Annotated in this window: 12 protein-coding genes; 11 read left to right on the forward strand and 1 reads right to left on the reverse strand. The window is 71.1% G+C overall.

What is annotated here, in order from left to right:
- Positions 1-6: 6 nt before the first annotated feature.
- The 11 genes from ACYVGT_RS09415 to ACYVGT_RS09465 all read left to right on the forward strand — a co-directional run bounded on the left by ACYVGT_RS09415 (position 7) and on the right by ACYVGT_RS09465 (position 11,262).
- Positions 7-1,569 (forward strand): hypothetical protein, encoded by a 1,563-nt coding sequence (locus ACYVGT_RS09415; RefSeq protein ID WP_460856086.1) that lies wholly within the window; start codon positions 7-9, stop codon positions 1,567-1,569.
- Positions 1,570-1,573: 4 nt separating this feature from the next.
- Entirely contained in the window at positions 1,574-3,394 is a 1,821-nt protein-coding gene (locus ACYVGT_RS09420; protein ID WP_460856087.1) for a type IV secretory system conjugative DNA transfer family protein, read from the forward strand.
- Between the two features lie 51 nt (positions 3,395-3,445).
- A complete protein-coding gene (locus ACYVGT_RS09425; RefSeq protein ID WP_460856088.1) occupies positions 3,446-4,018 on the forward strand; it encodes a hypothetical protein in 573 nt (190 codons plus the stop codon).
- A gap of 169 nt (positions 4,019-4,187) precedes the next feature.
- Entirely contained in the window at positions 4,188-5,204 is a 1,017-nt protein-coding gene (locus tag ACYVGT_RS09430) for a hypothetical protein (RefSeq protein WP_460856089.1), read from the forward strand.
- 324 nt (positions 5,205-5,528) lie between these two features.
- The gene (locus ACYVGT_RS09435) at positions 5,529-7,070 is read left to right on the forward strand and encodes a hypothetical protein (protein ID WP_460856090.1); all 1,542 of its coding nucleotides are present in this window, start codon (positions 5,529-5,531) and stop codon (positions 7,068-7,070) included.
- Positions 7,071-7,128: 58 nt separating this feature from the next.
- Positions 7,129-7,752: a DUF4913 domain-containing protein gene (locus ACYVGT_RS09440; RefSeq protein ID WP_460856091.1), complete on the forward strand. Its 624-nt coding sequence runs from the start codon at positions 7,129-7,131 to the stop codon at positions 7,750-7,752.
- Positions 7,753-7,918: 166 nt separating this feature from the next.
- Positions 7,919-8,533, forward strand: coding sequence for a hypothetical protein (locus ACYVGT_RS09445; protein ID WP_460856092.1), 615 nt, complete (start codon positions 7,919-7,921; stop codon positions 8,531-8,533).
- A 112-nt stretch (positions 8,534-8,645) separates the two neighbouring features.
- Positions 8,646-8,885 (forward strand): hypothetical protein, encoded by a 240-nt coding sequence (locus ACYVGT_RS09450; RefSeq protein WP_460856093.1) that lies wholly within the window; start codon positions 8,646-8,648, stop codon positions 8,883-8,885.
- A gap of 394 nt (positions 8,886-9,279) precedes the next feature.
- Complete coding sequence (locus ACYVGT_RS09455) at positions 9,280-9,690, forward strand: hypothetical protein (protein WP_460856094.1); 411 nt, start codon at positions 9,280-9,282, stop codon at positions 9,688-9,690.
- A gap of 155 nt (positions 9,691-9,845) precedes the next feature.
- Positions 9,846-10,412, forward strand: coding sequence for a hypothetical protein (locus ACYVGT_RS09460; RefSeq protein WP_460856095.1), 567 nt, complete (start codon positions 9,846-9,848; stop codon positions 10,410-10,412).
- A gap of 82 nt (positions 10,413-10,494) precedes the next feature.
- The gene (locus ACYVGT_RS09465; RefSeq protein WP_460856096.1) at positions 10,495-11,262 is read left to right on the forward strand and encodes a hypothetical protein; all 768 of its coding nucleotides are present in this window, start codon (positions 10,495-10,497) and stop codon (positions 11,260-11,262) included.
- A gap of 137 nt (positions 11,263-11,399) precedes the next feature.
- Here the strand turns inward: ACYVGT_RS09465 and ACYVGT_RS09470 are convergent, their stop codons facing one another.
- On the reverse strand, positions 11,400-12,866 hold the full coding sequence (locus ACYVGT_RS09470; protein WP_460856097.1) for an alanine/glycine:cation symporter family protein: 1,467 nt from the start codon (positions 12,864-12,866) through the stop codon (positions 11,400-11,402).
- Positions 12,867-13,380 lie beyond the last annotated feature (514 nt).

The following is a 13,380-nucleotide window of genomic DNA, read 5'->3' on the forward strand; positions in this document are numbered from 1 at the left end:
CCCGCGATGACCTCCACACAGCACCGGGATCCTGCCACCGAGCCGGCGGCTCCCAGCCTGGCGGCCGGCGGCGCAGGCGGTAGGCCGAACAGCTTCGAAGAGGCCCCGCACGACCCGGCGGAACCGGACACCGCCCCGCCCGGCCGGGAGACCATCGCGCCGCTCTTCGGCTGGCGGCACAGCGGCGGCGGCCTGGCGCCCAACATCCCCAACGCCGCCGAGTACCAGGCGACCACGGCGCAGGCGTGCGGCCTGTTCCCCTTCGTCACCAGCAGCAAGCCGCCCGCGATCGGCACGCCGATCGGCCGCGACCTGCTCTCCGGAGAGGTGGTGTGCATGGACCCGATGGCGTGGCTGCGCGCCGGCCTGGTCACCAACCCCGGCTGCTTCGTGCTGGGCCAGCCCGGCACCGGCAAGTCGACGTTCGTGAAGCGGCTGGTGACCGGCGCGGTCGCCTTCGGATCGCAGGCCATCATCCTGGGCGACACCAAACCCGACTACACCGACCTCGTCGCCCACCTCGGCGGCCAGGTGGTGAAGATCGGCCGCGGCCTGGAACGGATCAACCCGCTCGACGCGGGCCCGCTCGGCGGCGTGATGGAGCATCTCGACCACGTGGACCGCGAGAAGCTCCGCTGGGAGGTGCGGTCCCGGCGGATCTCCCTGCTGATGGCGCTCTGCACGCTGATCCGGGAGGGCCGGATCGACAACTCCGAGGAGGTCGTGCTCGGCGCCGCGATCGACCTGCTCGATGAGCGCCTCGCCGGCACCCGCCAGCCCACCGTGATCGACGTGCTGCGGGTGGTCGAAGAGGGGCCCGAGTCGCTGCGCTCGTTCGCCCGTGCGGACGGCCACGCGCAGTACGCCCAGCGCGTCGACGGCCTCGTCTTCACGCTGCGGCTGCTCTGCACCGGGTCGCTGGCCGGCGTCTTCGACGGAGAGACGACGTCGCCGCTGGACATGGAGGCGCCGGCGGTCAGCGTCGACATCTCCCGGGTCGGTGCGGCCGGCGACAAGCTGCTGACCGCCGCGATGCTGTGCACCTGGAGCTACGGCTTCGGCATGGTCGACGCCGCCTCGGTGCTCGCCGAGCACGGGCTGATGCGGCGGCGCTCCTACATCGGCGTGATGGACGAGCTGTGGCGGGCGCTGCGCGGCGCACCCGGGCTCGTCGAGTTCGCCGACTCGCTCACCCGGCTCAACCGGTCCAAGGGCATGGCGTCGGTGATGGTCACGCACTCGCTGAGCGACCTCGAAGCGCTGGCCAGCGAGGAGGACCGGGCCAAGGCGCGCGGTTTCGTCGACCGGTCGGCGATCACCGTGCTGGCAGGGCTGCCGCCGCGCGAACTGGCCTGGGTCAACCGGATCACGCCGATGACCGGACCGGAGCGGGGGCTGGTGGCGTCCTGGTCGTCGCCGGACTCCTGGCAGCCCGGCGCGCGCCACCCGGGGCGCGGGAAGTACCTCATCAAGACCGGTGCGGAGCGGCTCGGCATCCCCGTGCAGATGTCTCTCACGGCCGACGAGCGCCACCTCTACGACACCGACCAGGCGATCCGGAGGCAGTGAAGCGATGGCACGCGCCAAGCGCCCGACCTACCAGGTCCGCGGCGGATCCGCCGCCGCGGGCGCCCCGCCGCTGCTCGTGCTGCTCGCCCTGTGGGGTGCGGTCGGGCTGTTCTACCTCGTCTGGCTGTCCGCGCGGGCGGTGGCCTCGGTGCTCGGCGGCGAGGTCGCCCCGTTCGGTGCGGTGTGGGCGGTGGCGCTGGTGACCGGAGACACCGAGGCCACCTGGCCGGGTGTGCCGTCCGTGCCGGTCTTCGCGCTGTCATCGGTGCTCGCGCTGGGCGCGGTGGTGGCCGCCGGGTGGCTGCTGGCCAAGGTCCGCAACCGGCTCTACGGCCAGCCCGACGCGGTGACCGCACTCAACAAGGGCAACGACACGGTCGGCGAACTGGCCAGGCCCGAGGCAGCGGACAAGGCGGTGCGGCTGCGCCGCCGGTCGCTGCGCGGCCGGAAGGGCAAGGGGCTCGCCAACGCCGACGTGGGGCTGGCGATCGGCGACGTGAAGCAGCCGGGCGGCCGCCGGTCCGGGCCGCGGCTCTACGCCTCCTGGGAGGACACGATCCTCGCCTACATGGCGCCGCGGGCCGGCAAGACCACGGCGATGGCGATCCCCTACGTGCTGGACGCGCCGGGGCCGGCGCTCGCCACCAGCAACAAGGCCGACGTGTGGGCGGCCACCGCGGAGCTGCGGCGGCGCGCAACCGGTGAGCGCATCTGGCTCTTCGACCCCCAGTCGATCACCCACCAGGAGCAGGAGTTCTGGTGGAACCCGCTGGCGGCGGTGCGGACGGTCGAAGACGCCTACCGGCTGGCCGGGCACTTCGTGCTGACCATCGACGACGACTCGAAGAAGGACATGTGGGGGCCGGCCGCGCGCGCCCTGATCTCGCAGCTGACGCTCGCGGCGGCGCTCTCCGGCGAATCGCTGGCGAAGGTCGGCGAGTGGCTGCACGACACGAAGCTGCCGCAGCCGGTCGACGTGCTCTTCGACAACGGCTTCACCGCCTATGCGGAGGCGCTGCGGGAGACGCAGAACATCGTCGCCGAGACGCGCGACGGCATCTACACGACCGCGCGCACCGCCGCCCGCTGCCTGGACGATCCGCAGATCATGGCGTGGGTGAGCCGACCGGACGACCCGCTCCTGGACGAGTTCGACCCGAAGGCGTTCGTCACCTCGCGGGAGACGCTCCACCTGCTCAGCAAGTCGCGGGCCGCCGCAGCCCCGCTGATCGCGGCGATGACCGACGCGATCTTCCTCGCCGGCGAGGAGGCGTCCGAGGGCCAGGGCGGCCGGCTCGACCCGCCGCTGACCGCCGTCCTCGACGAAGCGGCCAACATCTGCAAGATCGCCGACCTGCCCGACATGTACTCGCACCTGGGATCGCGCGGCATCGTGCCGGTCACCATCCTGCAGAGCTACAAGCAGGGCGTCCGGGTGTGGACCGAGAACGGCATGGAAGCCATGTGGTCGGCGGCGACGGTAAAGGTGTTCGGGGCCGGCCTGGACGACCACAAGATCGTCGACGCGCTGTCCAAGCTGATCGGCCAGCACGACATCTCCACCACGTCGTTCAGCTACGGCGAGGGCAAGGGCAACCACTCGGTCCAGCTGCGCCGCCAGGAGATCATGCAGGGCTCCGACATCCGCAAGATCGGCAAGGGCGAGTGCCTCATGTTCGCCACCGCCGCCCAGCCCACCTTGCTGAAGATGCTGCCGTGGTACGGCACGAAGCGGGCCGGCTCCGTCTCGGCGGCCATCAAGGACGCCGAGCAGCGCATCACCGACGGAGCCCGGGCGCGGTACACCGCTCCCGACCGCCACTGACACCGAAAGACGCTGCTACTGCAGCGGCGATGAGCCACTCGGGAGGATCGTATGGCTGGAGACCAGAGCGACCGCACACCGCCGGCGGCGGCATCCGACATCACGCAGGCCGTACGCAAGGACCTGGTCGACCACGCTCTCCACCAGATCGAGGAGGCTGCCGACAACGCACGCATCGAGGCCGAGATGCGGCCGAGCGCCGAAACTCTGCCGGAAGGCATGTCCGGTCGGCCCCTGCTGGACGCGATCGGTGAGATCTACCGCCCCTTCGACAAATCGTCGCTAAAGCTGGCCCGGAGTGCCCGGGAACTGGCAGAGAACGTCGGCCGGGCCGACTTCTACACCGAGTTGCGAAGCATCACGGACCAGCACGAGCAGAATACTGACGGCTTCTATTCCGCGCTCGACGCAATCATCCCGCCGCTCGCCCCCGGTACGGGTGCCGGCGACGCTCCCAGGGGAAGCGGCGTGTCGAAGGAGCGCCCCTCAGATGTGCTCAGGAATTCTCCCGTGAAACTCAGGAACCCCGATCCCCGAAGGAAACCCCTCGCCTCGCGAAGCGGGGTCTACCAACCGGTCCCGAACCGGCCCCATCATCGGAAGGCAGCGAAACCGCTTGGCTGACGGGCTTCGCAGCCCGATGCCCTGCATCAGCCGTCTCAGGAATCGCGGCACGTCCTCGGCGCCGCTGCATGGCGCCGGGTCCGCGAAGCCACCACCGAAGCACGAATGTACTCCGCCCTAGACAGCCGCCCGTTGCCGACGCCAGTACTGAGCCGCTGAGGAGAAGAGCATGGCTGACGCCAGAGATCGGCTGGGGGCAGGTGCGGAGCAGTCCGGCGAGGAAGCGAAACGGGGATGGGGCGACTGGATCTCGGATGCTGCGGCCCTGATGCGCTGGATGGCGCAGTCCGTTTACTCATTCCTCGGCACAGCCGCAACGGTGGCTTCACGCATCGTGCAGGGAACCGTCCGCCTGCTCAGAGCTGCCGTCCGCGGCCTGCGGGACTTCACACGCAAGGGCCAGCGAAGGCAGATCGATCGCGCCCAGCACGTCCTGGACCAGCGTCGGCGCGCCGCAAAGCGCTGGACGCGGCGCACGCTCCGCGCCGCCGACAGGGTGGTTGCCGATGCTGAAGCGCGCGCCGACGACCATGTGAAAGCCGTCCGGGCTGCTGGCGCCCTGCACGTGCAGGAAGTCGAATCGGTGCACGACGGCCGAGTGGCGAAGGCTCTCAAGGAGAATGGGGCAGGGTCATCGGAGTTCCGGGCGGCGCAGAATAACCGTAGAACCGAAGTCACGGTCGCCCGCGGAATGGCCGATCTGGCGCTGAGAGAAGCGAAATCCGCAGCCGCCGCCTACACCGCCAATGTGCGCACTGAGGCAGACAACCTCAAGAATGAGGCATCGTCGGCATACAAGTCCTACGCCGAAGCCACTGACGCGAACATGCAGGCCCTGGAGCACCTCGGGGAGAGGCGGCGCCGGCCGCGTATCTTTCGCGAAGGGTTGAAGTCCATCACGCAGGACCAGGCGGGCCACCGCAGCGCGTTCACTGGTGCGGTCGGATCCGGAAGTGAGCGTCTGCAGAACGCCTGGAGCGCCGTCCCGAAGGACACGACCAAGGTAGACACTCCATCACCACGCGGCGGCCACCTAGATAAACCACTGATGGAATATTCATCAAAAAACCCGAGCAACCGCAATTGGTTCAGCAGGGCAAGGTCCGCGACCCTGGGGAATAGAGCAACCCGGACCCTGAACCGCAACCAGAAGCGAAACAAGCAGAAGAGCGGACAGACACGATGAGCCACGCAGCTCCAGCGGGCGCAATCCTGGCCCCTCCCACTCGCCCCCGAACGGAAACGGAGAACCGGTCCGCACCCGTGGCGGTTGGGTAGAGTTAGCCGAGAAGAAACGAGGATCCTTATGTTCACCGAGCGCAGCCCAGCCCAGGGAAAGACAGCTACAGGTGCACTAAGAGAGGCCGTGAGAAAAGCTGCAGCGGCAAAGGATATCCCAAAATCCAAGGTGCCGAAGAGACCTCACCATCACGCCAAGGCGAAGCCTCTCGGAAAAGGACGCTAGTCAATTCCGCCGCCCCTTCCTCCCCTCCTTCTCTGAGGAGTCTCCATGGCCACCTCTCGGCGCCGGCAGGCGTCCCGCCTCACCGACGCAAAGTCGGCTGAGCGCCGCCGCACGCGCGGTCTGCCCGAGTCGTACCCGACCGGGCGGGACGGCGACCGCGGTGGGGGCGGCGGGGACAGCGCCATCGCCGAGGCACTCATGCACTCGGCACTGCGCGCGGGCATCCGCAAGGGCGGGCTGCAGAACTCCGGGCTTCTCGCCGCGGCCTCCCTCCGGATGGCCCTGTATCGGCGCCGCTGGACTCCGCCGTCGGAGGACCGACCCGCTCTCTCCCCGAAGGTCGTGCAGGCGGCGGTCCCGCTCGTCCAGCAGGGCGACGCGGGCGAAGTCGCCAGGCAGCTGGACGTGGGGCGGGAGCAGGTTGGCCGGGTCAAGCAGACAGCCGGCTTTACCGACGCGTCCGAGCTGCTGCACGACCACTGGGCCGCGTGGCGCCTGGAACAGCAGGCGCACCGCACGCTGAAAGACTCCGACCCGGCTCCGGGCACCCCGCTGTCCGGCCTGTGGCGCACAGCAGCCGACGACGCCTCGGTCCTCAGCCGCGCCGCCCCGCGCGACACGGCTCTGCTGTGGTTCAGCGCGGCAAACTCGCAGGACCCCGCGTCCTCGGCCGTAGAGAGCACCGCAATCGACCAGCTCGCCGAGCGCAACCCCGCGCTCTGGTACTCCATCGAACGCGGCATCGTCCAGGACCCGGAGTTCAACGGGGACCTGCTGTCGGGCCGCACCGACAAGGCCACCGCGCTCGCCGGCGCAGTGTGGCAGGCTGACGGCCGCCCGATGGAGACCATGGAGGAGTACTTCGCCAAGGCGCTCCCCTGGTTCCGGGACAAGCGGTCCGATCTCAACCTGCTGCGCGACACGGCCGAAGCCGCCATGACCGCGGAGGCGGACGGCCGCCTCCCCGCAGGCACCTCCCGGGCCCTGGTCGACGATGCGCGGCGCTCCATCCCCGGTTTCGCTGACGCGTTCGACCGCGCCCGGGACCGGGCCGAGGACCACGCCGCGGAGCCCGGGGCACGGGAAACCGCCGCGCTGTCCGCATTCGACGAGCTGCGCGGCATGCCGGAGCGGGAACGGGCCGCGGCGGCGCCGCGCACCGGCTTCGTGAGCGCCGCCGACGCTCCGGCGCTGGCTGAATCGCGCACGGTGCTCAACGACTTCGGGTCGGCGCAGACTGCGGTGGGCGCCGCCCACCAGCAGGCCGAGGAAGCCAAGAAGCACCGGGTGGCGAAGGGGATGTCCGGCCATCAGACGTCGGCCACCCCGCTTCCGGAAGGGCACTCCTCGGAGCGTCGCACCTCCGGACACGCGGTGCAGCCGGGGCAGCGGAAGCAGAACGGGTCACGGAGCAGGCAGTGGGAAGCGCACCGGTCGCGCGTTGAATCGCCGCGGCGGTTCAGCGCCGTGGTGCGGACGCGGGCCACCAGGCGGGCTGCGGCCGCCCGCCTCACGCGCCAGACCCGGACCCGCAACCAGCGGGCAGCGCAGATCCACCGGCGGGAGAAGACCGCGGCCACAGCATGACCGGCGGCCCTCTCCGGCACCCTCCCACGACAACGCACGAACCGAAGGTGAATCCCCCATGGACAGCGTCACCAGCAGCGGCGCAGGCAGCCCTGCTGCCGGCAGGACCGGCAGCGGCGACGGCGGCGGCCCCGCCGGGAGCGCGCTGGCAGAGCAGAGCGGCGAAGCGCCCCTGGAGGGGCCGGACGGCACCGGGCAGCCCGCCGGGCCGGGTGACATGCTGGCGCAGTCGGCCGGGATCGTCGGCGCGGTGACGGCCGCGAGCACGGACGGCGAGCCCGGCGACGGCGCAGATGGATCCGCGGACTTCAGTGCCGAGGGGGGCGGCGAGGAGGAGCCGCCGCCGGAGCCGGTCTTCAAGAACGTCGAGGAGTTCGTGCGGCTGCGCTTCCTTCCCGTCTACGTCCGCGCCGAGGGCGGCCAGTTCCGCTGGTGCAAGGAGTGGTGGCGGCACGCCGAGGCCGTTTCGCGCTTCCAGGCGCTCTGGCACGCCTGGGAGGTGCTGCGGTGGGAGCCTGGCACCGGCATGGCGATCTGGTACCGCGATCACCTGGACTTCCAGATGAGCATCCTGCTCGGTGATACCGGTCCGTTCCGCGAGTGCACGTCCCGCCGCCACCAGGACCCCCGGCCGCTGCCCGCCGAACCGTCCCCGGAGGGCTGGTTCGAGGACGAATGGTAGACCGCTCTATGCCCCTGTCCCCCAGCGCTCTGCTCCCCCGGCTCCGGCCGGTTGAGCGGACTGGGAGGTGAGCGGCGACGCCACCGGAGGAGACCGCCGTCAACTGTTCCACCGCGCCAACACGTGCGCTAAGGAACGAGCCGATTCCGTCGTTGAAGTAGCCCGTATGGTTGCCCAGACCTTGTTTGACGGCACCGTGGACGCCATCTCTCACCTGCCAGTACCAAAGGACGAGGCAGCACCTGCCGAGGCGTTCCCGGACCATGCGGTTAACGACGCCTACAAGCAGACCAGTCGCGGAATCAGCATGGTCGCCCAGCTCTCCCTCGTGCTGGACAGCCGAGCGCCGGCCCCCGACGCGTCCCCCTCCGAACTCACCCAGCGCGCCAACAGGGTCCTGCCCGCCGGCGTCCCCCGCCTGCCTTCGCGCGAAGGCGACGTGCGGATGCCGCACCGGAACCCCACCGCGGAGGAGTTCATCGCCGCCAACGTGCGCGACGTGCTGGCCGCGGAGAAGACGCTGACGGGGATCATCGACCATCTCGCCGATGCGGGGACGAAGACCCCCGAGGCAGCGCAGTACTGGAAGGGGATCCTGCGCGCTTCGGCCAAGAACCATCCGATTCCCGAAGCTGTGGGGCTTCCCCAGGAAGCCGGCACCGGCCGCACCGCACGGAACATCGCCGACGCCGTCAAGAAGCCCGGTCAGCGGGGGACACAGCGCCCCAGCAGGGGCCGCCCCGGGGGCCCGACACGCGGGCCCGGCAGGGGCCGCCCGTGACGGTGCCGGGCCTCATCCGCGTCCCAGCACGAGGCGGTAGGGCGGGCGGAGGCCGCCGGGCAACAACCACCGTGTGCACGCCATGAACACAGTCATCAGGACAGGAGCCGCCATGAGCGAGAAGCGCCCCGCGCCCGGGCCGGCCCCCGCCTCTGGACTGCGCACGGCACTGGCAGCGGCGGCGGGTAACGCCGTCGTGGCCGGCGGGGTCAGCGCGGACCAGCCGGCGGAGACGCGCGAGGAAACTGCCTCCACGGCGCTCGGCGTTGCCAACCGCCACGCCCACCAGCGCGCCGAGGTCCTCGGAGGGGCGGTGGGCGACCTGATTGAAGAGCAGGGCCGCCGCTGGTAACAGCGCCCCATTGGAGGGCCTGGCGAGCGTGCCACCCACTGCTCCCAGCTCCGTCGTCAGACTCTCCGCAGACGCTCTCCCAGTTCAGCTTGCGCAGCGCCAATGCCGGCCGCCACGCGGCGAACACCAGCGGCATTGCCGCCGCCGAACTGGCTCTGGCTCTGGGCCCGACCGGCGGCCGCATCGGCGCCGGCCCCGAGCCGGGCGACAGCCCTGACCGCTTCCGCGAGGAGCAGCGCTCAGCCGCGAACGTCTGGCTGAAAGGCCGGGGCCTTCCTCAGGCCCCCGCAGGCGGCCGCAGAAGACCTCGGCTGGTCGGGCAGCTTCTCCCCGGTTCCATCGACAACCCGTCCGACACGCCTTCCCTGAGTGGGCGGGGGCGGTGTCGGCGACCATGGCCGACAGCATCGAGCGGGCCGAAGCCGCCGACGACGTTGTGGTCTCCACAATCACCCTGGTCAACGGCGACGGGGACTTGCTTCCTGGCGGGGCTGCCGCGCTCGACAGCATCAATCAGGCACGCAGCGACTACCCGGTACCCGGCCCGACCGTGCTTCGCAGCCATGTCGGCGCCGTGCAGGGACTCCAGGACTCGGAGCACCTCCTCATCGGGCGGGAGCACACCTCAGCGGCGGGGCGGGCTGCCCTGCACACGCCCGGCCTCTCCGCCGCTCAGCGGCAGCGCTCTGAGCGGGGCGCTGTGCTGCCGGGCAGCACGGCCGCCACCCCCCTCCACCCAGCCTCCCTCGGGGGCGCAGCTGACCCTGCTGCCCTGACCCCGTTCTCTCCCACCGGCGGCCGCTAGGGCCAGGCCTTCGCCCGGGCTCCCGCGGTAACCGACATCCCCGGTTCACCCCGCCGCCACCGCCGCGGCGCCCACCGTGCGCGGCGGCGTCGCGGAACTGCGCTGGAATCTCTGGTGGCCGGCGGTGCACGCCGGCGGGAGAGAAGGTGGGCCCCGTGTCGCTGACGACTCTGCTCGCCCTCTGCGGGGCATTCACGAGCGTGTTCGCCCTCGTGGTGGGAGCAACCGCGCTCGGCGCCCGCTGGCTGGGCCGCGCGGACGCCGAACGCGGGCTCGCCGACGCCAAGAAGTACGCGCTCGCGGTGGATGCGGACCCGAAGGTCGTCGAGTACCGGACGCTCCAGGCCACCACGGCCGCCTATCGCAGTGCGGACCGGCCGGTCGCAGAATCGGTACGCCGCATCTCCGAACTCGTCAGCGCGGCCTCGGACAAGGCGGCCGCGCTGGCCCGTACGGTGCAGCGGTACGGCGAGCGTCTCAACGACGCCGAACGTGTCGCCGCGAACCTGCCGGGCCGGCTCGACCGGCCCCGCGGGCCCTTCTCCGCGGCGGCCCCCCTGCCCCCGTCGATCAGGAGCGCGGTGGCGAGCGCGTCGTCGGACGCTGCCGCACGGCGCCGGGGATCTGCGGCGCCCTCCGCAGGCGCAGCATCGGCGTGGAGCACTGCGCGGCTCCCCCGGACCGAGCCGTCCCGCGCCACGGCCCCGAAGGGAGCCCGGTGATTCTGCGGCCCGCGTCCCCGATGGCCTTCCCGGTGACGGCTGGGCCCGCCGGGCAGGACCGGGTACGCCGGAGGCGGTCCGCGTGGCAGCGGTAGCGGTGGGCGGCGCGCTCGGCCTGCTGGCCGGGATCGGCGTCGTGCTCTTCACCGCGAGTGTGCGGCTGGCGCGGCGCGGCGGAAGGGCCATGTCCGACCACGGCAGGGTGAGTGCCGGCCGGATCCGCCGAGCGGCCAATGAGCGGCTCGTCGAAGCAGAAGCCGGACTGACCGGCGCCCGCGAGGAACTGGAGCGGGCGCGTTCGGCCGGCACGCTGCGCCGGTCCGCTGACGACTCCCTGGCACGGTGGGAAGGCGCGGTCGAGAGCTCCCGGCGGTCGGCGCAGTCGTTCCAGACGTTTGCTGGGGAGCGGCATGACGGACTGGTCCGCCGCCTCCATGACGAAGGCACGCTGGTCTGGATCGACGGCGTTCCCCAGGTCGACCCGGCCTGGTATCCGCATACCTCTGCGGGGGCGGTGGAGCAGCTGAACGGCCATCTGGGCGCTCTGGAGGAGATCCGCACCCAGGCGCAGGCGGACGGGATCGCCGCGCCGCTCGCGGACCCGCCCCCGGTCGACCGGGCCACCGTCGACGAGGTGAACTCCCGGCTCGACGGCTCGCGCGTGGCGGAGGGGGCGGTTGCCCGCATCGTCGAGGAGGGCGCGCTCGGCCGCAACCTCCTCGCGGCGCGCAGGAGCGGCCGCACTCCGCGTCCCGACCGGGCGTCTCCGCTCGGCCGCGGCCTGGCGGAACTCCGCCGGGACCCGGGGCCGTCCTGGCTGCGCGAGGCGGCGCGCCGGTCCGCATCCTGACGGCGGGGTTCGGGGGCCGGCTCCGGCGCTGCACCCTGCCGACGCGGCGGGGCGGGCCGTCCGGATCGAGTCCGGCCGGCCCGCCCCGCGGTGCGACCGCTATCCCGGAGCCGCACCGGCTTCGGGACGGCCGGCGGTCACACGGACGGGGTCTTCTCCGCGCGGAAGTGCTCCACGTCTGCGTGCTCCCAGCACTGCACGTTCTCCAGGCCGGGGATCCGGTCCCGGGTGAACACCGGGTCCTTGCCGTCCTTGCGCTGGTCCACGTAGTCCTTCAGCACGCGGAACGCCGTGGGCGCGAGCAGCGCGATCGCGGCGAGGTTCACCACCGCCATCAGGCCCATGGCGACGTCGGCCATGCTCCAGACCAGGCTGGCGGAGCCGACGGCGCCGAGGAAGGTCATCAGGACGTTGGCCGCGCGGAACCCGTTGATGGCCATCGGGTTCTGCGAGAGGTAGCCGACGTTGGCCTCCCCGTAGAAGGCGTTGCCGAGCACCGAGGTGTAGGCGACCAGCAGGATGATCGCGGTCAGCAGGTGGACCGCCCACGGCCCGAGGGCCGCGTCCACCGCGGACTGGGTCAGCGTCGGGCCGGCTTCGGCGTCCATGCCGACACCGGAGAGCAGGATGATGAAGGCCGTGGTCGAGCAGACGATGAGGGTGTCGAAGTAGACGCCGAGGGTCTGCACCAGGCCCTGCTTGGCGGGGTGGCTCACCGCGGCGCTGGCCGCGGCGTTGGGGGCGGAGCCGAGGCCTGCCTCGTTGGAGAACATGCCGCGCCGGATGCCCTGGACGATCGCGGTGCCGACCGCGCCGGCGGCTGCCTCCCGCAGACCGAACGCCTGCGCGACGATCTCGGCGACCATGCCGGGCACCGCCGTGATGTTCATGGCGATGATGAGAAGGCCCATGAGGATGTAGAGCGCCGCCATGAACGGCACCACCAGGGAGGCGACGTGCGCGATGCGGCGGGCGCCGCCGAAGATGATCGCCGCGGTGACGGCGGCGAGGACGATCCCGAGGGCGAGCGGGAGCCAGGACGCGGGCTCGCCGCCGGCCGCAGTGACGGAGTTGCCGATCGCCCCGGTGATGGTGTTGCTCTGCACCGTGGTGAAGACCAGGCCGAAGGTCACGGTGATGATGACGGCGAACAGCACGCCCATCCACGGTTTCTTGAGGCCGTGCTTCATGTAGTAGGCGGGACCGCCGTGGAATCCGGACTTGTCGCGCTCCTTATACAGCTGGGCGAGCGTCGACTCGATGAAGCTCGCGGCGCCGACCAGCAGCGCCATCACCCACATCCAGAACACCGCGCCGGCGCCGCCCAGGGCGATCGCGGTGGCCACACCGGCGATGTTGCCGGTGCCGATGCGCGCCGCGGCCGAAACGGCGAAGGCCTCGAAGGCGGAGATGGGCTTCCCGCCGTCTTCAGCGGTGTGCCCCGGGCGCTCCTTGATGGCGCGGAACATCTCCGGGACCAGCCGGAACTGCACCAGGCCGGAGCCGAAGGTGAAGTACAGGCTGAGGATGATGAGGACGGGGATCAGAAAGTATCCCCAGAAGGCGTCGTTGACAGCGACGACCCCTGTTTCGATGGCTTCCACGGGGGGTCCCTTTCGTCGTCGGCGGAGACCGCGTTGTCTCGCTCCGCGACTGTGAGTTCAGGATTCGGGGAGGCGTGCTGTGCACGCCGGGGGATCTGATGACGTTCCGGATGCGCGGGGCGGCGGTCCGTCGAGTTCACCGGCGGAGGCAGCCGAAAGGGGGCGCATCGGGATGTGATGGCCGCCACCCAGAAAACGGCAGTGCGGCACATCCGCGCAAACCGCACCCACTGGATCAGCCGCGGATCGCGGGCTCGCTGCCGACCGATTCCACCGGAACCCGTCCCGCACGGACCGCCACCCTGGGTGCTCGCCGCCCCAAAACCGCTGGCCACGGAGGTGCGGCCGTGGAATGCAATTTATTCGGAAACCCTACATATTCTCTTCCGGAAACACCTCCTATTGTCGTGCGGCACCACTCAAGTCTCCTGACTCGGCGATTTGCGGACACCAACACCGCGCATTCGCCGCCGTCCCGTACCGGAACCCCGGGCCGCATTCCCTTACCACGGGG

The sequence above is a fragment of the Nocardiopsis coralliicola genome (assembly GCF_054779695.1).